The sequence below is a fragment of the Bacteroides finegoldii DSM 17565 genome (assembly GCF_000156195.1).
Taxonomy (GTDB): Bacteria; Bacteroidota; Bacteroidia; order Bacteroidales; family Bacteroidaceae; genus Bacteroides; species Bacteroides finegoldii.
Window position 1 is genome coordinate 416,485 of the sequence record NZ_GG688317.1, and the last position, 25,685, is coordinate 442,169.

At 40.8% G+C, this 25,685-nt stretch carries 20 protein-coding genes, 2 tRNA genes and 3 pseudogenes; 9 read left to right on the top strand and 16 right to left on the bottom strand.

Going from position 1 to position 25,685, the window contains the following annotated elements; genetic code table 11:
- A partial coding sequence (locus BACFIN_RS21410) for a transposase (protein ID WP_007748366.1) occupies window positions 1–171 on the top strand: 171 nt, incomplete at its 5' end.
- Window positions 172–258: 87 nt separating this feature from the next.
- On the opposite strand, the gene BACFIN_RS17670 is transcribed toward BACFIN_RS21410, so the two are convergent.
- The 4 genes and pseudogenes from BACFIN_RS17670 to BACFIN_RS20445 form a co-directional block, all read right to left on the bottom strand.
- Window positions 259–331, bottom strand: a tRNA-Lys gene (locus BACFIN_RS17670).
- Between the two features lie 28 nt (window positions 332–359).
- Window positions 360–432, bottom strand: a tRNA-Lys gene (locus BACFIN_RS17665).
- Between the two features lie 89 nt (window positions 433–521).
- A complete protein-coding gene (locus tag BACFIN_RS17660) occupies window positions 522–1,325 on the bottom strand; it encodes an MBL fold metallo-hydrolase (RefSeq protein WP_007748368.1) in 804 nt (267 codons plus the stop codon).
- A gap of 82 nt (window positions 1,326–1,407) precedes the next feature.
- A pseudogene (locus BACFIN_RS20445) lies at window positions 1,408–2,797 on the bottom strand (peptide MFS transporter).
- Between the two features lie 96 nt (window positions 2,798–2,893).
- On the opposite strand from BACFIN_RS20445, the gene BACFIN_RS17650 reads away from it, so the two are divergent.
- Window positions 2,894–3,313 carry a BT0820 family HAD-type phosphatase gene (locus BACFIN_RS17650; RefSeq protein WP_007748374.1) on the top strand — a complete coding sequence of 140 codons (420 nt, stop codon included), beginning with the start codon at window positions 2,894–2,896 and terminating at the stop codon, window positions 3,311–3,313.
- 186 nt (window positions 3,314–3,499) lie between these two features.
- Here BACFIN_RS17650 and BACFIN_RS17645 read toward each other — a convergent pair whose 3' ends face one another.
- Window positions 3,500–3,754, bottom strand: a complete 255-nt coding sequence (locus BACFIN_RS17645; RefSeq protein WP_022276325.1) for a DUF6965 family protein — start codon at window positions 3,752–3,754, stop codon at window positions 3,500–3,502.
- 109 nt (window positions 3,755–3,863) lie between these two features.
- Between BACFIN_RS17645 and BACFIN_RS17640 the strand changes: the two genes are divergently transcribed.
- The 3 genes from BACFIN_RS17640 to BACFIN_RS0219335 all read left to right on the top strand — a co-directional run bounded on the left by BACFIN_RS17640 (window position 3,864) and on the right by BACFIN_RS0219335 (window position 5,527).
- Window positions 3,864–4,304: a DoxX family protein gene (locus BACFIN_RS17640; RefSeq protein WP_032839120.1), complete on the top strand. Its 441-nt coding sequence runs from the start codon at window positions 3,864–3,866 to the stop codon at window positions 4,302–4,304.
- Between the two features lie 100 nt (window positions 4,305–4,404).
- Window positions 4,405–4,956, top strand: a complete 552-nt coding sequence (locus tag BACFIN_RS17635) for a DUF3332 domain-containing protein (RefSeq protein ID WP_007748383.1) — start codon at window positions 4,405–4,407, stop codon at window positions 4,954–4,956.
- Window positions 4,957–5,074: 118 nt separating this feature from the next.
- Window positions 5,075–5,527, top strand: coding sequence for a hypothetical protein (locus tag BACFIN_RS0219335; RefSeq protein ID WP_022276327.1), 453 nt, complete (start codon window positions 5,075–5,077; stop codon window positions 5,525–5,527).
- Here BACFIN_RS0219335 and tamL read toward each other — a convergent pair.
- On the bottom strand, window positions 5,481–7,790 hold the full coding sequence (tamL, locus tag BACFIN_RS17630) for a translocation and assembly module lipoprotein TamL (RefSeq protein WP_007748385.1): 2,310 nt from the start codon (window positions 7,788–7,790) through the stop codon (window positions 5,481–5,483). The genes BACFIN_RS0219335 and tamL overlap by 47 nt on opposite strands.
- A 143-nt stretch (window positions 7,791–7,933) precedes the next feature.
- Here tamL and BACFIN_RS17625 point away from each other — a divergent pair, with 143 nt between their 5' ends.
- Window positions 7,934–8,701, top strand: coding sequence for a TrmH family RNA methyltransferase (locus BACFIN_RS17625; protein WP_007748389.1), 768 nt, complete (start codon window positions 7,934–7,936; stop codon window positions 8,699–8,701).
- On the opposite strand, the gene BACFIN_RS17620 is transcribed toward BACFIN_RS17625, so the two are convergent.
- The 5 genes from BACFIN_RS17620 to ileS all read right to left on the bottom strand — a co-directional run bounded on the left by BACFIN_RS17620 (window position 8,652) and on the right by ileS (window position 14,772).
- Window positions 8,652–9,038, bottom strand: coding sequence for a hypothetical protein (locus BACFIN_RS17620; RefSeq protein WP_007748391.1), 387 nt, complete (start codon window positions 9,036–9,038; stop codon window positions 8,652–8,654). The genes BACFIN_RS17625 and BACFIN_RS17620 overlap by 50 nt on opposite strands.
- Before the next feature lie 5 nt (window positions 9,039–9,043).
- Window positions 9,044–10,123 (bottom strand): DUF4296 domain-containing protein, encoded by a 1,080-nt coding sequence (locus tag BACFIN_RS17615; protein WP_007748393.1) that lies wholly within the window; start codon window positions 10,121–10,123, stop codon window positions 9,044–9,046.
- Entirely contained in the window at window positions 10,116–10,769 is a 654-nt protein-coding gene (locus BACFIN_RS17610; protein ID WP_007748394.1) for a lipoprotein signal peptidase, read from the bottom strand. The genes BACFIN_RS17615 and BACFIN_RS17610 overlap by 8 nt, the downstream gene beginning before the upstream one ends.
- Before the next feature lie 98 nt (window positions 10,770–10,867).
- Complete coding sequence (locus BACFIN_RS17605; RefSeq protein WP_004295883.1) at window positions 10,868–11,248, bottom strand: TraR/DksA family transcriptional regulator; 381 nt, start codon at window positions 11,246–11,248, stop codon at window positions 10,868–10,870.
- Window positions 11,249–11,283: 35 nt separating this feature from the next.
- The gene (gene ileS / locus BACFIN_RS17600) at window positions 11,284–14,772 is read right to left on the bottom strand and encodes an isoleucine--tRNA ligase (RefSeq protein WP_007748413.1); all 3,489 of its coding nucleotides are present in this window, start codon (window positions 14,770–14,772) and stop codon (window positions 11,284–11,286) included.
- A 210-nt stretch (window positions 14,773–14,982) separates the two neighbouring features.
- Between ileS and BACFIN_RS17595 the strand changes: the two genes are divergently transcribed.
- A complete protein-coding gene (locus tag BACFIN_RS17595) occupies window positions 14,983–16,035 on the top strand; it encodes a DUF2776 domain-containing protein (RefSeq protein WP_007748415.1) in 1,053 nt (350 codons plus the stop codon).
- Between the two features lie 146 nt (window positions 16,036–16,181).
- On the opposite strand, the gene BACFIN_RS17590 is transcribed toward BACFIN_RS17595, so the two are convergent.
- From BACFIN_RS17590 to BACFIN_RS20455, 5 genes and pseudogenes are all read right to left on the bottom strand, one after another.
- Complete coding sequence (locus BACFIN_RS17590; RefSeq protein WP_007748417.1) at window positions 16,182–17,720, bottom strand: carbon-nitrogen hydrolase family protein; 1,539 nt, start codon at window positions 17,718–17,720, stop codon at window positions 16,182–16,184.
- A gap of 308 nt (window positions 17,721–18,028) precedes the next feature.
- Window positions 18,029–19,484, bottom strand: a pseudogene (xylE, locus tag BACFIN_RS20450) (D-xylose transporter XylE).
- Between the two features lie 119 nt (window positions 19,485–19,603).
- Complete coding sequence (xylA, locus tag BACFIN_RS17580; RefSeq protein WP_007748423.1) at window positions 19,604–20,920, bottom strand: xylose isomerase; 1,317 nt, start codon at window positions 20,918–20,920, stop codon at window positions 19,604–19,606.
- A 70-nt stretch (window positions 20,921–20,990) separates the two neighbouring features.
- Window positions 20,991–22,481, bottom strand: coding sequence for a xylulokinase (locus BACFIN_RS17575; protein ID WP_007748425.1), 1,491 nt, complete (start codon window positions 22,479–22,481; stop codon window positions 20,991–20,993).
- Window positions 22,482–22,592: 111 nt separating this feature from the next.
- Window positions 22,593–23,323, bottom strand: a pseudogene (locus tag BACFIN_RS20455) (NUDIX hydrolase).
- Window positions 23,324–23,664: 341 nt separating this feature from the next.
- On the opposite strand from BACFIN_RS20455, the gene thiD reads away from it, so the two are divergent.
- Both thiD and fabD read left to right on the top strand, forming a co-directional pair.
- The gene (gene thiD / locus BACFIN_RS17565; protein WP_007748430.1) at window positions 23,665–24,501 is read left to right on the top strand and encodes a bifunctional hydroxymethylpyrimidine kinase/phosphomethylpyrimidine kinase; all 837 of its coding nucleotides are present in this window, start codon (window positions 23,665–23,667) and stop codon (window positions 24,499–24,501) included.
- A 50-nt stretch (window positions 24,502–24,551) separates the two neighbouring features.
- On the top strand, window positions 24,552–25,439 hold the full coding sequence (fabD, locus tag BACFIN_RS17560) for an ACP S-malonyltransferase (protein WP_007748432.1): 888 nt from the start codon (window positions 24,552–24,554) through the stop codon (window positions 25,437–25,439).
- The last annotated feature ends 246 nt before the right edge of the window (window positions 25,440–25,685 follow it).

Consider the following 25,685-nt stretch of genomic DNA (forward strand, 5'->3'; position numbering starts at 1 on the left):
GCACGTTCTATACAAACACATTATCTGAATATAATCAATTTCTTTGAAAGGAGGGCAACCAATGCCGCAGCAGAGTCATTCAATGCTAAAATCAAAGCATTTAGAGCACAGTTCAGAGGAGTAAGAGATAGAGCTTTTTTCTTATATAGACTTGCTAAATTATATGCTTAAATATAGAATCCCTCAGATTGTTACGTTGACCCATTGATTATTAACAAAAAAGGAGAAATTCCTAAATTTCTCCTTCAAGTGATTTTGTACACCCTCAGGGATTCGAACCCTGGACCCACTGATTAAGAGTCAGTTGCTCTACCAACTGAGCTAAGAGTGCATTTTTTTTCATTGCAACTCGGAATTTGTACACCCTCAGGGATTCGAACCCTGGACCCACTGATTAAGAGTCAGTTGCTCTACCAACTGAGCTAAGAGTGCTTATTTCCTCGTTTGCGGTTGCAAAAGTAGGTCTTTTATTTTATTTGACCAAACAATAATGCAGCTTTTTTACTATCTTTTTTCCGCTTTTATTCGAACACATAGAGCTCGGAAGGTGTATTTCGCTTTAAAGCAAGCAGTTGCACATCTTTGCCGACGATTACTCCTTTGTTCTTTAATTTCCATTCTACTGTTTTGAAAGCCAATTCCGGATGATTATTGTCTTTGCTTAAATGACACAACCAAATATATCGCAAATGTTCAGTGATATTTTCCGCCAAAAACTCCGCCGTATCAGAGTTACTCATGTGTCCGGTCCTACTCGCAATCCGTTCCTTCAGATATTGAGGATAAGGACCCATCTTAAGCATTTCCTCATCGTAGTTGGCTTCAAGTATCAGATAATGGGCTTTACTGATATAACGGGCAGCCGTAGGAGTAATTTCCCCAAGATCCGTCAAGAAAGAAAAGACTTTGCCGTCAATCTCAATGCAATATCCTACATTGTCCGTTCCATCATGTGGCACCTCAAAAGACTCGATACGAAAATCCTCCAACATCATGGGTTCCTGCTTTTCCAAATAACGGACTGACGAACTGAGTTTCTCTGTCATACAATAACTACGATTAATTCCGGCATGAATACGTGCGGTTGTATAAACAGGAATATTCATTTTTTCTCCCAGATTACCCACTGCTTTAATGTGGTCAGCATGATCGTGGGTTATAAATACCGCACGGATACTATCCATCAGGATATTATAATCTTTCAGTACTTTCTTGATTGTACGTATACCAATTCCTGCATCTATCAGTATCCCATAAGTTTCGGTACCCAGATAATAACAGTTTCCACTACTGCCACTCGCCAGGCTTATAAATTTTACTTTCATGTTTTATCTTCTTTATTAAAATGCAAAATGCCGTCAACTTTTACAGCAAAGTGACGGCAAATATACGTAAAAAAGAAGAGAATTACCGAGAAGCTTTCTTCTTTTTGTCGATGGATTCGGTGATTTTTGCAAATAACAGTAATGCCACAGCTGCAATCAGCCCTATAGCAGCAAAATAATACCATATATAATGAGCATTTACGCTAGCTCCCTCCCACGCTGCCCGTGTCTCGAACAAAGCAGGATCCGGACAATACTTAGTAAGCAGAATTCCCGCCAGACCAAAACCGAAAATAGAAGAAAGAAACGAATGCAAATGGCTGAACCCTAAATACATTCCTTCTTCTCCTTTAGGAGCCTGCAAAGAGAAATATTCCAAATAACGCGGTGAAATAAAACATTCGGCAAGTGCCTGCACCACTATACCAGCAATCATCATCAGAGTAATATTGCTCATACCGGCAATAAGATCATTGCCCAGCAAATTCCCGCACGCCATCAGCAACGCAGAAACAGGAATCAGAAACATCCCCACATTCATCGAAGTAATCGCACTGCGTTTTGCCATCAGACGTGTGATAAAACTAACGCAACAAACCACCACAAACGGATTCACATTAGCAATCCAACCCGGTCTTGCCGTCTCTCCGGCCATACGAATCACATACTTGGGCATAGTGGCATAAAGTTGCTGCTGTACCATCCAGAAACCGGTAACAATTAGAATAAGAATCAACAAACGCCAGTTTGTAATGATTCGTATAAATCCTTGCCCAATCTCACGGAGTGTTTTTCCTTCGCCTGCCGTGTGCGTTGATTTATAAAGGAAAATAACAGCAAACAAAGCAATAACTGTCATCGTACCGGAAAAATAATTAATATAGATATATGCTTGCTCACCAATGACATTACGCAAAGGGTCGATTATTGTTTTACCGGTGAAAGCACCCACATTTACCATCATATAAAAGATGGAATAACCACGGGCACGGGTTGCTTCTGTTGTTTCTTTAGCCACAGAAGCAGAGATGATAGACTTAATGAAGGAGCCTCCCACCATAAGCACAAATAAAACCGGAACAATGATCCACCGGGTATAACTATCAGGCAAACCATTAAATTGAGTAGCAGTGCCATAACTAACCAGCCCTGCAGCTTCCAGCAAAGTGGGCAACACACCTAGCCCCAAATATCCGGCAGATAATAAGGAGAATGCTATAATCATTGATTTCCGGAAACCGATTTTGTCGGCATAGGCCCCGGAAAAAAATAGGAAGCAGATATAAACCTCCGGAAAAAAGCCCGGAAATCATACTTGCTTCGAAATCGTTAAAACCTAAAATGGAAGATAGATAAATAGTGAGAACGATAAAAATGGCATAATATGCCATACGCTCAAACAGTTCGACTGTGTTGCTGACCCAGAAAGCTCTCGTAAAGCCTTTAGCAGCACGCTGAGGGGAATTGTCCATGTATTTATATTTTTGTTAAAATGTTAATTCGGGGCAAAGATACGTTTTTTTAGCTTACTGTCTGTATCTTTGTCAGAAATTAGGTACTAGAAAACTATGATTATAGCTGTTGATTTTGACGGAACGATTGTAGAGCATCGTTATCCACGCATTGGTGAAGAAATTCCGTTCGCCATCGATACATTGAAGTTATTGCAACAAGAAAAGCACCGCTTAATATTATGGAGTGTGCGTGAAGGAACACTCTTGGAAGAAGCTGTCGAATGGTGTAAAGCCAGAGGTCTGGAATTCTATGCGGTCAACAAGGATTATCCTGAAGAACAAAAAAGCCATCAAGGCTTTTCCCGCAAATTAAAAGCCGACTTATTCATTGACGATCGCAATCTAGGCGGTTTACCGGATTGGGGGCTTATTTATGAGATGATAAAGAAGAAAAAAACATTCGCGGATATATATAGCCAAAATGATAATGAGCAGCAGCCTTTGAAGAAAAAGAAAAGATGGCTGCCCTTTTAACACTTAAAATGATAAATAAATGACTATATACATAAAAAATGTGATTAAATAATCAATTATTGAGATTATTCGGTGTATATTTGCATATCCTTATTTCTCGTAATCTCCGAAGATACGAGTATAATATGTTAATTTTGTTTGTTTTGTTTGTTGTGCACTCTTGTCAGGCGTGATCAGAGTGCACTTCTATTTATGCGCTTCTCTATTCTCCCACTTTTCTCTAAACTCCCACAATTGCTCTATAGTAGGATGAAAAGTCGGGTTTTCCCAATTTCTGGAAATCATTGCAATTAATGTTTCCAGATAATGTTTCCCATCAATAATTGTTGTACACTTATTGATCTTAAATCTCTCTGTCGGATAATTATTAGTTTCAACCATTTTTTTTGCCCAATCCAGCAATTCCTGAACGGACTCATTATCATAAGTATGCTGTTCCATATCACACATTTTTCTACAAAGATACAAAGTTTATTATAAAATTATGAGAACAAAATCAAGATTTCTTATGTTTATCATAAATAAGAACAAACTTAAAATAGAATATCTTATGATTTATAACTTTTTATTTCCAACAAAACCCAACACAACAAAAACCTCTTTGTTGCTACTAGCAGTCCGGATAATCTTCGGAGTATTATTGATGAATCACGGAATACAAAAATGGAGTAACTTTCAAGAATTATCTGCCGTTTTTCCGGACCCACTGGGATTAGGCAGCCCCATTTCTCTCGGGTTAGCCATTTTCGGCGAATTGGTATGCTCAATGGCATTTATCGTCGGCTTTTTATATCGTTTGGCAATGATTCCGATGGCTTTCACAATGATAGTGGCATTTTTTATCGTTCATGCCAATGATGCATTTACAGTCAAAGAGTTGGCTTTTATTTACTTAATTGTGTTTATAATCATGTATATCGCCGGACCTGGCAAATTCTCCATCGATCATATCATCGGAAATGAAATGGCACGCCGAAAATTAAAATCATAAAAAACAGGGATTATAACCTAAATAAACAAAAAAGTATTATATTTGCAGGTACACAAAAGAAAAAATATAAATATTTTTTATTAACTAAAAACTTTCTGACATGAAAAGAAACAAAATGTTTTTGGTTGCGGCAGTACTCAGCGGCAGCCTATTATTTAGTTCCTGTGTAGGTTCATTCGGCTTATTTAACCGCCTGACAACTTGGAATCAGTCTCTTGGTAACAAATTTGTAAATGAACTTGTGTTTTTAGCCTTCAACATTGTACCGGTCTATGGTGTAGCTTACCTTGCCGATGCTTTAGTAATCAACTCTATTGAATTCTGGAGTGGTTCCAATCCTATGGCTAATGTAGGTGACGTAAAGAAAGTTAAAGGAGAAAACGGTAACTATATGGTAAAAACGCTGGAGAACGGCTACTCTATCACTAAAGAAGGAGAAACTGCTTCTATGGATCTGATTTACGACAAAGAAGCCAATACATGGAACGTTGTTGCAAACGGTGAAAGTGCTGAACTTGTAAAAATGAATAATGACGGTACTGCTGACTTGTTCTTGCCGAACGGTGAGAAAATGAATGTAACTCTGGATGCTCAAGGTATGATGGCAGCTCGCCAAGCTACTACAAGCAATCTCATGTTTGCAGCCCGTTAACATAACAACCCAAGAATATATAATAAAGGAGATGGAACTGAACTCGACTTTGTTTCATCTCCTTTTTTCATCCTCATTACCACTATAATATTATCTCCAATCATATAAATTTAATGTTATGAATAAACTGCACATACACATCCTATCCATATTCTCATTCATCTGCTTATCTTGTCAGCAACAAACACCCCAAAACCAAATAGAGCAAGCAGCCGTAGACTTTTGCGAAGCCTTTTATAACTTCAATTATCCAGTTGCCGAAGAGTGGAGCACTCCTTCTTCCCTATCCTATCTTAGCTTTTTAGCCTCCAATATACAGCAGAAGCATATAGAACAATTAAAAGCACAGGGAGCAGCCAAAATATCTGTCGTTTCCAGCGAAATAGATGCTAATTCCGAAAGGGCAACGGTCGTTTGCGAAATAAAAAATGCGCATATCATAAGTCCCATCAGTGGGGAAATGCAACAAATAAGTGTTCTGCGAGACACACTTGAACTAATGAGGGAACGCAATAAATGGCTAATCAGAATGGATATCCCACGGCAAAATGGAAAGCGAAATCACGACTAAACTTAGGATGAATAATAGGGAAACGCTCTTTCTTTGTTTCAAAAGCAGGATTAACCGCTTTCATACCTCCGTCAAAACGAAGAATAAAGAAATCCAGGTCAAGCCGTAAACCTAAGCCATAAGCAACCGCTATTTGCTTATAGAATTTGTCGAACTTAAAAACACCCCCGGGCTGATTTGCATAGTTACGGATCGTCCAGATATTACCTGCATCCACAAATACGGCTCCTTGAAATTTCCAAAACAGTTTACTCCGATATTCAATACTTGCATCCAGTTTAATATCTCCCGATTGGTCCAACAGGTTTCCATTTCCGGAGAAAGAACCCGGTCCTAAATCACGCACGGCCCATCCACGTACGCTATTAGCCCCTCCGGAAAAATATTGTTTCTCAAACGGAATCGTTTTTGCATTCCCATAGGGTACTGCAATTCCCAAACCGGCGTGAAACGCGAATGAGTTACGGTGGTCAATCCGTATATTCTTTGCGAAATCAAATTCACCTTTCAGATATTGGGCATAGGGAATTCCTAGAATGGCATACTCACCATTATCATTCTTCCGGATATTGGCAACTTTGGACAAGGCATACAATATATTTCCCGCAGACTCAAAATTAAAGCGGATAGAATATGAATTAGAAGCAATAGTATTATTGACGATAGACCCACCTACACTATTATAATTGTAACTATATCCCATATTTACAATCAAGCGGTCTTGATAATTATATTGGAATATATGATTTTGCCCTTTATTGATATAATCTTCTCTGAATCTGTCTGAAATACGCGGCAAATAGAGAAAACCAATATTAATCAAATCGATACGATGTTGAATTTTCTGGCGTTGTGTCCATTTGTAACTCCAGTTGGCAGATGCCATCGTTCGCAGAAACTCCGGCCGTAACTGATAATTATACTGCAACCCGAACTCAGTGGTAGCCCTGATTCTACGTTTAAAGTCAGAAGAAAGAAAGGGAAACAAGAAGTTAGGAAAATTAATGCTCGTCTCTACCCCGTATTCGGTATAGTTGTTATTCGAATAGCCTGCCTGAAGTCCGGAGATCACCTCGTATGCCCCACGAAACTTTATCATAAAAGTCTCCGAACCACGAAATAGATTCCTATTCTGAAAAGCGACTGAAGCAGCCGCCCCCAAGTCTCCGGCGGAATTCGTTCCTTCCACCTCAAAAGATACAGACTTATGCTTGCTTTTTGTCAGCATTACATAGCAATCGAGCATTGTCGAATCTCCTAACTGAGTCTCAAAGAAACGGATATTAGTATATTTCAACGCCGACAAACGCCCAAAGCTGGAGTATGTTTGCTGCACATCGCGTTCATTATACAAATCTCCGGGACTAAAACGAAGGTTATCCGTCAATACTTTGGGACGCAAATAAAGTTTATCTTTATAGAAAATAGGATATCCTTTATAATGAATAGAGTCGTTGATTTCCACACTGCTCAATGCCGAAGATTGCAGGACATCATAATCAGTGATAAAATTAATCTTATTGATCCAATATTGTTGATGTGCTCGTGCCGAATCATTCGTATGTGCCTTGTAAGACCGCAAAAACTGAGTCAAATCGACCTTATAGGTATTACGGACAGTATCGGCAGTATAGCCTATATAGTCCTTATTAAATTTATAATAACCGTTTTGCAACAATTTATCCGTGATACGTTGCCTGTCCGCATCCAATACATTTACATCAAAATACATTCCTTGTTTCAACAGACTCCTGGCAGAATCCTGCTTGAGAAGCGCTTCTATTTTAGGATCGGATATATTATATTTAATGGACTGAACAACATACGGCTTTCCCGCAGTCACGTCATAGTATAATTTTATCTTCTTCTTTTTTATCTTTGTCGAACGTTTCACAGTAGCTGCCATATATCCCATATTATGCACAGCCTTCGTGATTTCCTCTTCAGAACGCAATGCTTCATCCTCATTATATATCACGGGAGCATCACCTATTCTCCGTAAAAATTTATTTCCCCACTTAGTAGAATCACGTCCGGAAAGATTGTAAACGTAAAGTTGGGTCTTTATCAGACTAAACCACTTGGCATTAGGATTCTGACGAACATACATTTTCAATGAAGAAGGGCGGATACTTTTCTCATCCGTACGAATTTTGACTTCATCCAACAGATATGAACCATCCGGCACAAACTTGGTGGCAGTGCACGAAGCAAGTGACAAGACAGCGACAGAAGCAAACAAACAAAGAAAATCTCTCCTCATACGGTTCTTACATCGATAGCATAAAAAAAGTGATTACAAAGATAAATTATATTTTCCGATAGGGAAAATAATTTAAGAAAAAGAGAGGAAAGTAAAGGCAGATTGGAAATATCTTTATAGCTTTGCAAAAGAATATCAAATCTATGGCACCACTTAGTAAGAATAAAATAAAGTATATACACTCGCTGGAACAAAAGAAAATACGTAAAGAAGAACGAGTATTTCTAGCTGAGGGCCCAAAGCTGGTAGGCGATTTACTCGAATATTTTCCTTGCCGTTTTCTGGCCGCAACCTCATTATGGCTTCAGAGTCATCCGAATATATATGCGGGCGAGATAGCAGAAGTCTCTCAAGAGGAACTCTCACGGGCAAGTCTTTTAAAAACACCCCAACAGGTACTTGCAATCTTGGAGCAACCGCAATATACGCTAACTCCGGATATTGCCCGTCACTCCCTTTGTCTAGCATTAGACGATGTTCAGGATCCCGGAAATCTGGGAACGATTATTCGTTTGGCCGACTGGTTCGGGATTGAAGACATTATTTGCTCACAGAACACAGTAGACGTTTATAACCCCAAGACAGTACAAGCCACTATGGGTGGAATTGCCCGAGTAAGGGTACATTACACTTCTCTTCCGGATTTTATCCGTTCACAAGGCAAAGAGATACCCGTGTTCGGTACTTTTTTGGATGGACAAAATATGTATGAACAACCATTATCCGCTAATGGATTGATTGTGATGGGAAATGAAGGAAACGGCATAGGGAAAGAAGTGGAAGCGTTAATCAATAGAAAACTGTATATTCCCAATTATCCACAAGGCCAGGAAACATCCGAGTCGCTCAATGTAGCCATTGCTACCGCAGTAATCTGTGCCGAGTTCCGTCGACAGGCCGCATGGAAGTAAAATCAAAGGGATAAAACAAATAAGGAAACAATACTTCTCCACTCTTCCGGGATGTATCAAGAAAGTCGTTCAAAGTACAAGAAGACGCAACTATAAGAACAGGAAGATTCTGTTGAAATACCGGGATGTTTTTAACAACCATCCCGGTATTTCTTATTTCTTCCATCTGATATACAGACAACAAAACAATTAGCCCTGGCAGCCATTCAACGGACTCCACTTCTTCATTCAGTGGAAATATATTTTGAGCAACTCCTTCATCGCTTATCTCCACTACCTGTTGCTTTACGAATCCGACACCGGGTATCAGTAAATAATGAGAAGCAAAACGTTTCATCATAACTAACGTGTTTGACGTCTTTGCTGCTGACGCCTACGTTGATTCATCTGGCGTTCCTTGCGCTGTTCCATTCTTTCCTGCTGGATATGTTGTTCCACTTCGATCTGCTCCGGCTTCTTCTCACGATGTGTTCCCGTACGGCGGCGGTTCATTTCTTCCGGTGTCAATCGTTGAACATCTTCTTTACCCTTCTCCTTCTCCACTACTTTCTTCAAAGAATCAGCCTTATGATCGGAGAGTTTCTTCAAAGAATCAGCTTCCAAAGCTTTTATCTTATTCAGTGAATCACGGACAGCAAAAGCAAGTGTATCCGTACAATGATAACGGGTCATGCTAAAGCAATCGACCAACAATGCCCCTGCTTTTTCCTGTCTTTCCAACGGATAATAAATGAAGCCTTTTATCTCTTTCATCTGTCCCAATGTATCTGCAAAAAGACGGATTTTCTGAACACCGGGTTCGGTCACTATTGTCCAATGACTAACTGTATCTTTCTCGTAAATCACCTGCATTGCCATAGTGACAGTTCTTAAAGAATCGGCCAACATCGGTTCCAGAAAACGATACCGCACTTCCCACACCAACGTATCCCGATCTTTATAGTTAGAGTCAGTCGGCAAGGTAAACACATATTGATTGTTCATCATCTCACCTGTGAGGCGCACCATACGCTGCCACGGCCATACATCAATACTGTCTCCTTGTTTGGTTGTTTTCGGTTTCTTATCACGCTTGGCTATCAGATCGCCAACAAGTTCCTGCTCATTTTTCAAACGTACCTTTACCTTCTCATAAACTTTCGACAACACTTCTGTGTTACGTGTGTACCACACCATAGAGGAATCAAACACAGCCTGCGTAGTTCCGTGTTTCCGAAAGACGGCATCAAGATACAACGCTTTCTTATAGTTCTCGCTATAAGGAAGGTTATCCCCCATAGACTTTGCCAGATGGTAATCGTATAACAAATTCTCCATCTCTGATTCAGGGATTACCCCACCGGGTCTTTTCACTTTACACCCGGCTACCGCAAAAACCACTATGCAGACAAGACACAGATGAAACCGAAACTTATTATTCATGATTCACACTTTTCTTTTCTTCCTTATCCAACGAATGATATGACTCATTCAGATATTTACTATAAAAAAGCAATAAAGCAATGATACCACAGCTAATAGCAGCATCAGCAAAATTAAAGATCGGACTAAAGAATATAAAATGCTCGCCACCCACAAACGGCATCCAAGCAGGCCAGTTCGTATCTATAATCGGGAAGTAGAACATATCCACAACTTTACCGTAGAACCAAGTAGAATATCCTCCTCCTTCGGGCATAAAGCTCGCAATCTGCGAATGTGTGCTTTCATTGAAGATCACTCCATAAAAGACACTATCTATAATATTACCCAAAGCACCGGTCAAAATCAAAGCCACACAAACAATATAGCCTGTTTTGAATCCTTTTTTTATTATCTTGTAGAGATACCACCCTATCAACGCTACCGCAACAATACGGAAAGTGGTCAGGAACAACTTCCCAAAAATCTCCATACCGAAAGCCATTCCATTGTTTTCGGTGAAATAGATATAAAACCAATCCGTCACACGTATGCTTTCATGCCAATACATATGAGTTTTAATCCAGATTTTAATGATCTGGTCAATAATCAATACGGAAAAGATAACGAGCAGAGCGATTCTCCCTTTCGTGAATAGTTTCTTCATGTGTTCATTATAAATTAAACATAACGAGCTACAAGTGCCGTGCGTAAACTTTGCGCAGCTACTTGTAGCTCGTCACTCGTAGCTTGTGTAGCTATCTATTATTTTTTACCGCTGTTTTTTGCTTCAATGCTTAATGTAGCATGAGGAACAGCACGCAGACGTTCTGCCGGAATCAACTTTCCTGTTTCACGACAGATACCATACGTCTTATTCTCAATACGTACCAAAGCTGCCTGCAATCCTTGTATGAACTTCAACTGACGCTGTGCCAGACGGGTTGTTTCTTCTTTGGATAGCGTATTCGCACCTTCTTCCAACACTTTATAGGTAGGAGACGTATCATCGGTATCATTACCGTCCAATCCCATCAAACTCTTCTTCAACTGTTCATAGTCACGTTGGGCCAATTCCAGTTTCTCCATAATAATGGCACGGAATTCTTCGAGTTCCGCATCTGAGTATCTAGTCTTTTCTGCCATAATCTTACAATTTTAAAAGGTTAATCAATATAGTATTAGTCTTTTATCACATTCACGAACAGTGAAAAATCGTCAAAGTTAAGCTCTATACCGTCTTTCACTTCATCTACAAGTCCTAAAGATGTGCCTAAAACTTGGTTACAAATATAAGTATTATATTCTTTTACCGCATCATCTGTTTGCGTATTTTTCGAGATTGTTATTTTTATTTTGTCTGTAATCTCGAAACCGCTTGATTTTCGTATATTTTGAATACGATTTACCAATTCACGGGCAATACCCTCCCGGCGCAACTCTTCGGTAACGGTTACTTCAAGCGCAACGGTCAGCTTACCTTCATTGGCAACCAGCCATCCCGGAATATCCTCACTGAAGATTTCCACATCCGCTGCTTCAATAACAGCTTCCGCTCCATCCAGGTTCAGCACATATTTTCCATTCTTTTCCAGCTCGGCGATAGCTTCCTGCGACATTCCGGCAACAGCAGCAGCCACTGCTTTCATTTGTTTTCCAAACTTCGGACCCAATTTCTTAAAGTCGCATTTCACCTTCTTTACCAATACACCAGCAGCACCATCTACAAATTTAACTTCCTTGACATTAACTTCATTCATTATCAAGTTCTTCACCGCTTCGATATGGGCTTTCTGTTCTTCATCTACCACCGGAACCATGATACATTGCAGAGGTTGGCGCACTTTGATATTCACTTTACGACGTAATGCCAATACCATAGACGTTACATCCTGCGCCATTTTCATACGGGCTTCCAGTTCTTTATCTATGCTATTTTCCTGGTATTCCGGGAATTTAGCCAAATGGACAGACACAACATTATCACGTCCTGTCGCTGTAATCAAGTCTGTGTACAACCTGTCGGCATAGAACGGAGCTATCGGCGACATCAATTTAGCCACTGTCTCAAGACATATATACAATGTCTGGTATGCAGACAGTTTATCTTGTGTAAATTCACCACCCCAGAAACGTTTACGATTCAGACGAACGTACCAATTGGACAAATTATCATTCACAAAGTCGGAAATCAAACGTCCAGCCTTTGTCGGCTCATATTCATTATAACAGGTATCTACCTCTTTTATCAACGTGTTCAACACAGACAGAATCCAACGGTCGATTTCCGGACGTTCCGCCATCGGCACATCCGCTTCCTTATATTCAAATCCGTCAACATTGGCATAAAGCACAAAGAACGAATAGGTATTATATAAAGTACCGAAGAATTTACGGCGGACTTCTTCTATTCCATCTACATCGAATTTCAAGTTATCCCACGGAGACGAGTTGGTAATCATATACCAGCGCAACGGGTCAGAACCATATTTCTCAATTGTACTAAACGGATCGACAGCATTACCCAAACGTTTGGACATCTTGTTACCGTTCTTATCCAACACTAATCCGTTAGAAATTACCGCTTTATAAGATACACTGTCGAATACCATAGTGGCAATCGCATGCAATGTGAAGAACCATCCGCGTGTCTGATCCACTCCTTCTGCAATGAAATCGGCAGGATATACCTGACGGCTATCCAACAGTTCCTTGTTTTCAAACGGATAATGGATCTGTGCGTATGGCATTGAACCAGAATCGAACCAAACATCTATCAAGTCCATTTCACGCTTCATCGGCTTACCGTCTTTAGAAACCAGAATAATGTCATCCACGTACGGGCGGTGAAGGTCAATCTTGTCATAGTTCTGCTCCGTATATTCACCCGGAACAAATCCCTTATCCTTATACGGGTTCGACTGCATGAATCCGGCAGCCACCGATTTCTCTATTTCATTATAAAGTTCCTCTACGGATTCAATACACTTTTCGTCCGTATTATCTTCCGTGCGCCAAATAGGAAGCGGAGTTCCCCAATAACGCGAACGGCTTAAGTTCCAGTCATTCAAGTTCTCCAGCCATTTACCGAAGCGTCCTGTTCCGGTAGACTCCGGTTTCCAGTTGATAGTCTTGTTCAACTCCATCATACGCTCCTTGCAAGCTGTAGAACGGATAAACCAGCTATCCAACGGATAATAAAGTACTGGTTTGTCTGTACGCCAACAGTGCGGATAGTTATGGACGTGCTTTTCTATTTTGAAAGCTTGCTTACCAGCCTTCATCATCATGCAAAGAGCAATATCCAAAGATTCGGCAGCCTGAGCAGCCTTCTCATCATATTTTCCGTCCACCGTAAACTGCGGGTCATAAGCATTCTTCACCCATGCGCCTTGATATTCCTTATATTTATCTACATCCACGCATTCCTTGACGAATCTTTCATCCAGTTCATCCAACAAATAGAACTTACCGGTAAGATCTACCATCGGGCGGGTTTCACCTTTCTTATTTATCATGAACAATGACGGAATACCTGCCGCACGTGCCACATTCGCATCATCCGCACCAAAAGTCGGTGCAATGTGCACGATACCCGTACCGTCTTCTGTCGTCACATAATCCCCTTGAATAACCCGGAAGCCTTTATCGCTGACTTTCCACATTCCATCTTCGGAAACCTCTATCGGTTTCACCCAAGGAATGAGTTGTTCATATTCCATGCCCACCAGTTCCGTACCTTTATATTCGGCCACTACCTTGAACGGAACCAGCTTATCTCCCGGTTTGTAATCTTCCAGATTCAGGTCCGCAGCTTTCGGATTAAAGTGAGTATTTAACAACGCCTTAGCCAAAACAACCGTAATCGGTTCTCCATTATATGTATTGTATGACTGTACAACCACATAATCAAATTTCGGGCCGACACAGAGTGCCGTGTTTGAAGGCAATGTCCATGGAGTGGTGGTCCAAGCAAGGAAATAAGGAGTTCCCCATCCGGTCATTTCCGGTTTCGGGTTCTTTATCTTGAATTGGGCAACCATCGTCGTATCCTTCACATCCCGGTAACATCCCGGCTGGTTCAGCTCATGAGAGCTCAATCCCGTTCCTGCTGCCGGAGAATACGGCTGGATAGTATATCCTTTATACAACAATCCTTTCTTATATAATTGCTTTAACAGCCACCAAAGGGTTTCAATATAACGGTTGTCATACGTGATATAGGGATGTTTCATATCCACCCAATATCCCATCTTGTGAGTCAAGTCCTCCCATTCTTTAGTAAACTTCATCACATCCTTGCGACAAGCAGCATTATATTCGGCTACGGAGATTTTCTTGCCGATGTCCTCCTTTGTGATACCCAACGCCTTTTCTACACCCAATTCTACAGGCAGTCCATGCGTATCCCATCCGGCTTTACGCTTTACCTGATACCCTTTCATCGTTTTGTAACGGCAGAAAATATCCTTAATCGTACGGGCCATTACATGGTGAATACCCGGCATACCATTAGCCGAGGGAGGTCCTTCAAAAAAAACGAACGAAGGACAGCCATCACGTTCTGTCATACTCTTGGCGAAAACCTGGTTTTCGTCCCATTTCTTCAGCACATCTTTGTTCACCTGTGAAAGGTCAAACTGCGAATACTCAGTAAATCTCTTACCCATAGCTATATCTACGATTTTACTATTTACAATTTACACTTTGAGGGGTATCCCCGTTTTTAAGGGTGCAAATTTACAAAAACATTTGTTTAGTTGAGCAAAAAGCAAAGACTTTTAATCGGAATCCTATAAAGTTAACGATTTAAACTGCCTGTGACCTAAACAAAACAGACCTATCCTTGTTCTACTGAAAAACCTAAAAGCACTTATCTTATGAATTACGGTATTAGTATTTTATTCAGAGCAATCCCTTTGGTGATGGCACTCTTTTGCTTCGGATACGGAGCATTCATTTACGGTTACGGAGATGCAGGAGGTCGCGTTGTGGCAGGCCCCGTCGTTTTTTCACTAGGCATGATATGTATTGCGCTGTTCTGTACGGCGGCTACCATTATCCGGCAAATCATACATACTTATAACCGAGCCGCAAAATATGGATTGCCGATCCTTGGTTATCTGGCAGCTATTGCGACAATCATCACAGGAATATGCATCTTCAGTGGAGCTGATTCTCCTTCAGCATTCGTTGCCGGTCATGTAATAACCGGTGTCGGATTTATTACAGGCTGCGTAGCCACTGCCGCCACCTCTTCCACCCGCTTTTCTTTTATTCCCGGAAACTCTAAAAGCACAGGGCATGAAGTTCCGAAAGGAGCTTTTTCCTTGGGTGAAGAACGTACGATGGAAGCCGTTGTAATCACCATATCTTTGGTTGCATGGATATGGGTATTTGTTTTATTAGCCAACAGCCACGTTCATCCGGCTTACTTTGTGGCAGGCCATGTAATGGTAGGCCTTGCATGTATTTGTACCAGCCTGATTGCGTTAGTAGCTACTATAGCCCGACAGATACGTAATGTATATTCGGAAAAAGAACGTTCACAATGGCCGAAGTTAGTGTTACTGATGGGATCTATTTCCTTCATTTGGGGGCTTTTTGTAATTTTCGCGGACTCAGGAAATACAAACGGTACTACAGGCTATATCATGCTTGGACTTGGTTTAGTATGTTACAGTATCTCCAGTAAAGTAATCCTCCTGGCAAAAATATGGAGACATGAATTCAAATTAGCCAACCGCATTCCTTTGATTCCGGTACTGACTGCATTGGCTTGCTTATTCTTGGCTGCATTTGTATTTGAACTTGCCACGGTACATTCGGATTATTTCATTCTCGCCCGCGTCTTATCAGGACTGGGAGCTATCTGTTTTACCTTATTCTCCATCGTCAGTATCCTCGAAAGCGGTACTTCCGGGAAGGGGTAAAACGGGAATAAATCAAAACTCTTTTGCCATAGATTACACGAACCTTCACAGATTGAAGATTAAATGATTCATTCTTAATAGAAATAATCCAATAGGAATAATCTGTGCCAATCCGTGTAATCTGTGGTGAATTTTGAGCCACTGTCTTATTTTTTTAGTCTTACTTCATAAACATCACTTCTGCGATCTTTCAGATTACGTACGCTACCATAAGTATGCAGTTCATTCAATAAATCCAGATCCACATCCGAAACAAGAATCATCTCGGTATTAGGAGTCGCTTCCGCTCTCTTTCCGTCAGTCGGGAAAGCAAAGTCGCAGGGAGTGAAGACACCGGACTGGGCATATTGAATATCCATATTATGTACACGAGGAAGATTCCCCACACTTCCCGCAATAACTACAAAACATTCATTTTCAATAGCGCGTGCCTGCGCACATACCCGAACACGGGAATAAGCATTCTGCGTATCGGTCAGGAAAGGCACAAATAATATCTGCATCCCTTGATCCGCCATCAAACGGGATAGCTCGGGAAACTCTACATCATAACAAATTAAAACTCCGATTTTAGCGCAATCGGTATCAAATGTCTGCAACAACTTACCGCCACTCAACCCCCAACTCTTGATTTCATCCGGAGTGACATGCATTTTTTCATACATTTCGTATGTACCGTCCCGACGACAAAGGAATCCTACATTGTATAAAAGTCCGTCTTCTTTGACATACGGCATACTTCCGGTAATAATATTGATATTATAACTGATTGCCAGATTGATAAATCTGTCGCGAATTTCCTCTGTGTACTTCGCAAGCCCACGAATGGCCTGAGATTCTCCTTTATCATTATACTTCGACATCAAAGGAGCATTGAAATACTCCGGGAAAAGGACAAAATCACTTTTATAATCCGATACTGCGTCCACGAAAAACTCTACTTGCTCAAACAAATCATCCAATGTCTTATAACTACGCATCTGCCACTGCACCAAGCCTACACGGACTGTTGTTTTCGGATTAATATATTCCTGCGTAGGTGGCTGATAATAAATATTATCCCATTGCAACAAACAAGCATAATGTTTCGATTCTTCGTCATTAGGAAGATAATTGGTCATAACTTTACGGACATGAAAATCATTTGACAACTGAAAAGTTAGAACCGGATCATAGATTTCACGCTGACGCACACGTTCGATGTATTCTTTCGGACGCATCTTATCAGCATATTTATGATAATTGGGGATACGTCCACCAAACATAATAGCTTTCAGATTCAATGTTTCGCAAAGTTCTTTACGGTATTCATACATACGACGTGCCAGACGCAAACCACGATAACCCGGATGAATAAACACTTCAATACCGTAGAGGATATTTCCTTTAGGATTATGCGTGTTGAATGTTTCCTTGCCTGTCACTTGCGCATACGTATGGTCATTCTTCACTTTATCATAATCGACAATAATAGACAGGGCACAACCCACAATTTTATCATCGACAACCGTAACAATCTGTCCTTCCGGGAAAATATTGATTAATTTCTGAATTTGGGCGTGAGTCCAAAATACATCGCTACCATCTGAATAAACGCGGGTAAACGATTGAGATAACTGTGCGTAATCTTCTATCTGAAGATTGCGTATCTGCACTTTATTAATTTTTATCGGATGTTGTTCCATAACAATACGTGTTTTTATAAAAGATAGTGCAAAGGTATAGCTATTTATAGAAAAGATACTGTTCAAAGCTAGAAAAAAGAAAAAGCACCGCTTTAAGAGAGGGAAAGCACCGCTTTAACTAAGCTAAAGCAGTGCTTTAGCTATGGAAAATGAATGCTTTTATTTAAGTCTACATAACACATTGCAGATCTGTTTATTGCATATACAAACAATTATGACACCATACCATTGATTGGCACGATGTCATAATCTCAATAGAGTCATGTTAAGAGAGCAAAGTCATAATGACACGATGAAATTACACTAACCTATTTATTTTTCTTCCAAAGTTTGCTCATATCTTCCAGCGTCTTCCCTTTTGTTTCGGGTACCCAACGCCAAACGAAGATAGCAGCAGCCGCACAAATAATGCCGTATAAACTATATGCAAACATTGGGCTGAAATCGTACAATGCCGGGAAAGTAGAAGATACAATATAGTTAAATATCCATTGGAAAGCCACAGCGATTGCCACCGCTTTACCTCGGATGGTGTTCGGGAAGATCTCCGCGATCAATACCCAGCAAATCGGTCCCCAGGACATCATGAAGAATGCTGCATACACAATCACTGAAAGCACCGGAAGGATCCCCTTTATTGCCATACTGTCACACATCGCCACTGCAAATGCACCAACAGCCATACCGATAGAACCGATTATCAACAATGGTTTACGTCCGAAGCGGTCTACAGTGAAGATAGCAACCAGTGTAAAGACAATGTTTACAATACCCATAATAACCGTTTGCATCATACCGCCGCCTTCCGCACCTGCATTTTCAAAAATACGAGGAGCATAATATAGCACGGCATTAATACCGATAGCTTGCTGGAACACAGATAGCAGAATACCGATCACAATTACCGCCACTCCATAAGTAAATATCTTCTCTGTCTTTTCGTGAGCGGTAGCTTTAATATCATTAAGGATTTCCTGTGCTTTTGTCTTACCATTGATCTTTTCCAGAATTGAGTAGGCCTTTCCATCCTGCTGTATCAAAACAAGATAGCGAGGTGTTTTCGGAACAAAGAACAATAACAGTCCAAAGAAAGCGGCAGGGAAAGCCTCCGAACCGAACATATAACGCCATCCTTCATAAACAGTCCACATATCAGATTCAGAACTGACAGACAGCACACCGGCTGCATCTTTCAAAATAACAGGATTCTGATGGTCACCCATAATCAGGTAATTCACAAAGTACACTACCAGCATACCGAAGATGATGGCAAACTGGTTACACGATACAAGCGTTCCACGAATATTGGAAGGGGCTATTTCAGCAATATACATCGGGCAGACTGCAGAAGCCAGTCCTACTCCGATACCACCTAAAACACGATACAAATTAAAAGCAATCAGCAAATCCATGTTCGGCTTTCCATATTCGAAGAATAAGAATTCCGGATAATAGGAACCTAATGCTGAAAGGAAAAAGAGTATGGCAGCAAGCCTTAAGGAATTACGACGTCCCAAACGGGAAGCAAATATACCGGAAATCGCTCCCCCCAGTACACAGCCAATTAATGCACTGGAAGAAGTGATTCCATGCATTACTTTATTGTATTGAAAATCAGAGGCTGAAAGAAAAAAAAGCTTCCAAGCCTTTCTCTGCACCGGAAATAACTGCCGTGTCATAGCCGAAAAGCAGTCCGCCCAAGATAGCGACAGAGGTTATCGAATACAGGTAGAGTTTACTACCCTCGTTCATTGTATTAATCATAGTGATAAGTAGTGTTGTAGTAGTTAGATATATCACCACAGATTACGCAGATGAACACAGATAAATTCAAAAGAGAGAAGAAAAAATCTGTGAAATACACGTAATCTGTGGTGGGTTAATTAGCAATACATATTCAAGATTGCTTCATAAAGTTCTTGTTTGCCACTAGTCTGTTTCGGTTCACCATTTGCTTTAGCATAAGCAACCACGTCTTCCAACGTTAATTTGCCATCTTCAAATTCCTTACCTTTACCAGCATCGAATGAAGCGTAACGGTCAGCCAACATTTTCTTATACGGAGATTCGTTCAACAGAGCTGCTGCGCTTTCCAATGCACGAGCCATAGCATCCATACCTGCGATGTGAGCAATGAAGATATCTTCCAGGTCAGTAGAGTTACGACGAGTTTTAGCGTCGAAGTTTGTTCCACCGTTACCCAAGCCACCATTACGGATAATTTGCATCATGGCCTGTGTCAGTTCGTAGTTGTCAATCGGGAATTGGTCTGTATCCCAACCATTCTGATAATCACCACGATTAGCGTCGATAGAACCCAACATACCGTTGTCTACTGCCACTGCCAATTCGTGTTCAAAAGTATGACCGGCCAAAGTTGCATGGTTTACTTCAATATTCACTTTGAAATCTTTGTCGAGGCCATGAGCTTTCAAGAAGCCGATTACAGTTTCCGTATCTACATCATATTGGTGTTTAGTGGGCTCCATCGGTTTCGGTTCGATCAGGAAAGTACCTTTGAAACCACGGGCACGAGCATAGTCACGAGCGATAGTCAACATCTGTGCCAAGTGTTCTTTTTCACGTTTCTGATCTGTGTTCAGAAGAGACATATAGCCTTCACGACCACCCCAGAATACATAGTTCTGACCACCCAATTCGATAGTTGCGTCGATTGCATTCTTGATCTGAACAGCAGCACGAGCTACTACGTCAAAATCAGGATTAGTAGCAGCACCGTTCATATAACGTGCATGACCAAATACATTGGCAGTACCCCACAACAGTTTGATGCCTGTTTCAGCTTGTTTTTGTTTTGCATAAGCTACAATTTCTTTCAGATTGGCCTCATATTCTTCAATGCTTGCACCTTCAGAAACCAAATCCACATCGTGGAAACAGTAGTATTCGATACCGATTTTCTGCATGAATTCGAAACCTGCATCCATTTTATCTTTTGCAGCTTGAACAGCGTCTGCGTTACCATTCCAAGGGAATTGTTTTGTTCCGCCACCGAACTGGTCACCGCCTTCAGCACACAATGTATGCCACCATGCCATAGAGAATTTCAACCAATCTTTCATCTTCTTTCCATTGATTACTTTCTCTGCATCATAATAGCGGAATGCCATCGGATTTTTGCTATCCTTACCTTCAAACTTAATCTTTTCAATTCCAGGGAAAAACTCTTTTGTTGCCATAATTAATAATGTTTTTAGTGTGAGAATGCACCAATATGAACAGCACATTACTCACGATGTTATACTTAGATTATTTACTCATTGATTTTTCTAAACGATACTTCCATTTAGCATACGCGTCCGCATATTCCTGGCGTTTAGCCATATTAGGCTCAATCACATCCAATTTGTCAAGCGTAGCAAATGCCTCATTATTATCTTTATAGATACCTGCACCAATACCTGCACCTTTCGCAGCACCTACCGAACCATCCGTATCGTAAAGCTCAATGGTGGCTCCGGTCACTCCAGCCAACGTATCACGGAAGATAGAACTCAAGAACATATTGGCGTGTCCGGCATGAATCATCTTCACAGGAATCCCCATCTGCTCCATTATATCAATGCCATACTTGAAGGAGAACACAATCCCCTCTTGAGCTGCACGAATAATGTGATGTTTGCCATGTGCGTTGAAATCCAGTCCGCGAATACTACATCCGATTTCTTTATTGTTCAGCATACGCTCGGCGCCGTTGCCAAAAGGCAGAATACTGATTCCCGCGCTGCCGATAGGAGCTTTAGAAGCCAACACATTCATTTCATTATAAGATATTCCTTCGGGAGCTATATTTCGTTTTACCCATGAATTAAGAATACCTGTTCCGTTGATGCATAGCAATACTCCCAAACGTGTTTGGTCTATTGCATGATTGACATGAGCAAAGGTATTGACGCGCGATTGCGGATCATAATTTACTTCACCGTTCACTCCGTAAACCACTCCCGACGTTCCCGCTGTAGAAGCTATCTCTCCCGGATTGAATACATTTAAAGAAAGAGCGTTATTAGGTTGGTCACCGGCGCGGTAAGTAATCGGTGTTCCTTCTTTCAAACCCAACTCCTTAGCTGCTATCACATTGACGCGTCCCTGCTCTGCAAAGGTCAGTTTAATATCTGCAATCAAAGAAGAGTCGAATCCGTAATAATCCATTAGGAAGTCAGCCACCCGGTTGTTCTTGAAATCCCAAAACATACCTTCCGAAAGTCCGGAAACGGTTGTGCAAATCTCTCCACTCAACTTCATGGCAATATAATCACCCGGCAGCATTATCTTGTAAATCTGCTCATAGATGGCAGGCTCGTTTTCTTTAATCCATGCCAACTTGGAAGCTGTAAAGTTTCCCGGCGAGTTCAACAAATGAGAAAGACATCTCTCCTCTCCGATCGTTTCAAACGCTTTCTGTCCGTATGGCACAGCACGGGAATCACACCAAATAATAGCGGGACGCAACACATGCTGATCCTTATCAACGCATACCAATCCATGCATCTGATACGAGATGCCGATAGCTTTAATTTCAGCAGCACTCACTCCGGATTCGGTCATAATAGCTTGTGTAGCCAACTTTAAATTCCCCCACCAACTCTCCGGGTCTTGTTCCGCCCATCCGGGATTTACTGCGATAATGTCCGCCTCTGTTTTCGGAAAGAATGCCGATGATACACATTTGCCTGTTTCAGCATTTACCAAACTCGCTTTTACGGACGAGCTACCTATGTCATAACCTAATAGAAACATAATTTTATTTACGATTAAACGATTTACGATTTAACGCTCAATGCCCGACAATTAATACTATAACATTCAACGCCTAATACTTAATATTATACCTAATACTTGAATAAAGTCTTACCGTCTTACTTTATTATATATCTTCTTGTCAAATTTATAATAACGTGCAGCCCGGTGAGCCACGCCTTGTTGCTTTTCTTCCAAAGGAACTACATATTCCATCATGGCTATTTTTTTATGGAAGTTACGTACATCCACAGTTTTGTCATATACCAACTCAAAAAGAATTCTCAATTGTGCAGCTGTAAATTTACGCGGAAGCAGTTCGAACAACATGGAAGGATTAAATTCTACGAACTGACGAATATAAGTCATTGCTTCCTTAATAATCAGATTATGATCAAAAGCTAATGTTTTCACATCTTTCAAAGCAATCCAACAAGCCTGGTGATCATCCAGGTTCTTGTCCAATGTACGGTCTATCTTGACCATAGACAGATAAGCTATAGTCACAATACGCTCTACCCTCGATTGCATAGCCCGTTCCAACCAGCGCACATCTTTGGGGTTACTGGTTCTGTTTTTAGAGCCGAATGCCTTAAACTGCATCAGATTTACATTTTTAAGTCCTGTCAATTCGTACAAGACACGTTGTGCAGCTTCGTCCAGATCTTCATCCATATATATAAGACTTCCGGGAAGTTTCATATCGTGATATACTTCACCATTATCTTCACCCGCACGTTTCACAAGCAACACTTTCAGTTGTTCTCCGTCAAAACCAATCACAACACAATCCACTGATATATGATTGTTGGCCAAAGGGTATTTTTATGTATATTATGCATATATATTTCTTTAAGACGATGCAAATATAGAAGAGAAATGCAGTCCCAACAAAAATAACAGATATGCTATAAAACATTGTTTTTCATATATATACATATCATATACCATACAATATGTACAGTTGGCGTTATCTTACAATTTACAATATGTATTTTAGCTATTCGTAGGAAGAGTAATTGTATAAAGTACGAAAACTATATTCGCACTTTATTATCAGCACTTTTCGCATTTGTACCGATAGATTAAAATACCGGTACTTATTGTATTTTAAACGATATGTCCTTTTGTACCTTATCGTTTTTTATCCTATCTTTGCAACCTAAATATTAAAAAAACTAAAATGAAACATCATCCTGTCATTTTATCCATTGCCGGTTCCGATTGTTCGGGAGGTGCAGGTATTCAAGCGGATATAAAAGCAATCTCAGCATTAGGAGGATATGCGGCTTCGGCCATTACCGCAATTACCGTACAGAATACATTAGGAGTGCACACTGTACAGGCTATGTCCCCCGAAATCGTTCGCGGACAAATAGAAGCTGTTATGGAGGATCTCCAACCTGTTGCGCTAAAAATAGGTATGATAAATGACATTCAGATCGTCCGTGTCATTTCTGACTGTATCCGAAAATATACTCCGCAATATATCGTTTACGATCCTGTGATGGTATCCACCAGTCGACAAAAACTAATGACGGACGAGGCCATAGAAGAAATAAAGAAAGAACTGTTACCGCTCGTCACTTTAGCTACTCCAAATCTTGACGAAACAGCCGTACTTATCGGTAACCCCATCCATAACATTCAGGAAATGCAGGAAGCCGCCAAACTACTGACGGAACATTATCATATCAGTATATTAGTAAAAGGCGGACATCTGGAAGGTGATCTAATGTCCGACTTCCTATATACCTCCGAATCTGCTTCCTATATATATAAGGAGAAAAAAATAGAAAGTAATAATCTGCACGGAACAGGGTGTACCCTCTCTTCCGCAATTGCCACTTATCTGGCAAAAGGATATCCCTTACACGAATCTATCCGCCACGCCAAAGCCTATGTTACCCAAGCCATTCTTGCCGGAAAAGAGTTACACATCGGTCATGGCAACGGTCCGTTATGGCATTTTCCGGACTCCGTTGCACAAATGTGTACAATTTGTGCGGTTGTATCATAAAATTCCGTAACTTTGCACCCGCAATTAAAAACCAATTAAATAATAAAAATATGAAAGCATTTGTATTTCCCGGTCAAGGCGCTCAATTCGTAGGAATGGGTAAGGACCTGTATGAAAACTCAGCTTTAGCAAAAGAATTGTTTGAAAAAGCAAATGATATCCTCGGATATCGCATTACAGATATCATGTTCAACGGCACAGACGAAGACCTCCGCCAGACAAAAGTTACTCAACCTGCCGTATTCCTCCACTCTGTCATATCCGCTCTTTGCATGGGCGATGACTTCAAACCGGAAATGACAGCTGGTCACTCACTTGGTGAATTCTCAGCTTTGGTAGCTGCCGGTGCTCTGACTTTTGAAGATGGACTTAAATTGGTTTATGCACGTGCAATGGCTATGCAAAAAGCCTGTGAGGCTACTCCGTCCACTATGGCCGCTATCATCGCACTGTCGGATGAAAAAGTAGAAGAAATCTGCGCATCTGTAAATGCAGAAGGCGAAGTTTGTGTACCTGCCAACTATAATTGTCCGGGACAAATCGTTATCTCCGGGTCTATTTCGGGCATCGAAAAGGCTTGTGAACTGATGAAAACTGCCGGAGCCAAACGCGCTCTTCCATTGAAAGTAGGTGGTGCCTTTCATTCTCCGTTAATGGATCCTGCTAAAATAGAATTGGAAGCTGCCATTAAAGCTACGGAAGTTCACACTCCTAAATGTCCGGTATACCAAAATGTAGATGCACTTCCCCACACTGATCCTGCAGAAATCAAAAAGAATCTGGTTGCACAGCTGACTGCTTCTGTACGCTGGACTCAATCAGTTAAAAATATGATAGCTGACGGTGCTACGGATTTCACTGAATGTGGACCGGGTGCAGTACTTCAAGGATTGATTAAGAAAATCGATAGTTCAGTGAGTGCTCACGGTATCGCATAAACAGGGATATTCCTAAAATAATAAAATTTAAGGCAACTACTTCATTGCGAATTAGTTGCCTTTTTTGTATCTTTAAGCATTCCCCCCAAAAAACGGTTTGACGGCCAAAACGGGGGTAATCTAAAATAAAAACACATGGTAAAGATACAAAAAATCTCAGAAATCGAACCTTGTTTAGGTTTTACCGAGTTCGATATGCTTAAAAAATATCGTCAAAGTTTTGCAACGAGTGAATTAGGTCGACTC

Excerpts from the sequence above, each read along its gene's own strand:
- BACFIN_RS17660 (WP_007748368.1), bottom strand. The coding sequence starts at position 1,325 with ATGAAAGTAAAATTTATAAGCCTGGCGAGTGGCAGTAGTGGAAACTGT.
- BACFIN_RS17650 (WP_007748374.1), top strand. The coding sequence starts at position 2,894 with ATGATTATAGCTGTTGATTTTGACGGAACGATTGTAGAGCATCGTTAT.
- BACFIN_RS17645 (WP_022276325.1), bottom strand. The coding sequence starts at position 3,754 with ATGGAACAGCATACTTATGATAATGAGTCCGTTCAGGAATTGCTGGAT.
- BACFIN_RS17640 (WP_032839120.1), top strand. The coding sequence starts at position 3,864 with ATGATTTATAACTTTTTATTTCCAACAAAACCCAACACAACAAAAACC.
- BACFIN_RS17635 (WP_007748383.1), top strand. The coding sequence starts at position 4,405 with ATGAAAAGAAACAAAATGTTTTTGGTTGCGGCAGTACTCAGCGGCAGC.
- BACFIN_RS0219335 (WP_022276327.1), top strand. The coding sequence starts at position 5,075 with ATGAATAAACTGCACATACACATCCTATCCATATTCTCATTCATCTGC.
- tamL (WP_007748385.1), bottom strand. The coding sequence starts at position 7,790 with ATGAGGAGAGATTTTCTTTGTTTGTTTGCTTCTGTCGCTGTCTTGTCA.
- BACFIN_RS17625 (WP_007748389.1), top strand. The coding sequence starts at position 7,934 with ATGGCACCACTTAGTAAGAATAAAATAAAGTATATACACTCGCTGGAA.
- BACFIN_RS17620 (WP_007748391.1), bottom strand. The coding sequence starts at position 9,038 with ATGAAACGTTTTGCTTCTCATTATTTACTGATACCCGGTGTCGGATTC.
- BACFIN_RS17615 (WP_007748393.1), bottom strand. The coding sequence starts at position 10,123 with ATGAATAATAAGTTTCGGTTTCATCTGTGTCTTGTCTGCATAGTGGTT.
- BACFIN_RS17610 (WP_007748394.1), bottom strand. The coding sequence starts at position 10,769 with ATGAAGAAACTATTCACGAAAGGGAGAATCGCTCTGCTCGTTATCTTT.
- BACFIN_RS17605 (WP_004295883.1), bottom strand. The coding sequence starts at position 11,248 with ATGGCAGAAAAGACTAGATACTCAGATGCGGAACTCGAAGAATTCCGT.
- ileS (WP_007748413.1), bottom strand. The coding sequence starts at position 14,772 with ATGGGTAAGAGATTTACTGAGTATTCGCAGTTTGACCTTTCACAGGTG.
- BACFIN_RS17595 (WP_007748415.1), top strand. The coding sequence starts at position 14,983 with ATGAATTACGGTATTAGTATTTTATTCAGAGCAATCCCTTTGGTGATG.
- BACFIN_RS17590 (WP_007748417.1), bottom strand. The coding sequence starts at position 17,720 with ATGGAACAACATCCGATAAAAATTAATAAAGTGCAGATACGCAATCTT.
- xylA (WP_007748423.1), bottom strand. The coding sequence starts at position 20,920 with ATGGCAACAAAAGAGTTTTTCCCTGGAATTGAAAAGATTAAGTTTGAA.
- BACFIN_RS17575 (WP_007748425.1), bottom strand. The coding sequence starts at position 22,481 with ATGTTTCTATTAGGTTATGACATAGGTAGCTCGTCCGTAAAAGCGAGT.
- thiD (WP_007748430.1), top strand. The coding sequence starts at position 23,665 with ATGAAACATCATCCTGTCATTTTATCCATTGCCGGTTCCGATTGTTCG.
- fabD (WP_007748432.1), top strand. The coding sequence starts at position 24,552 with ATGAAAGCATTTGTATTTCCCGGTCAAGGCGCTCAATTCGTAGGAATG.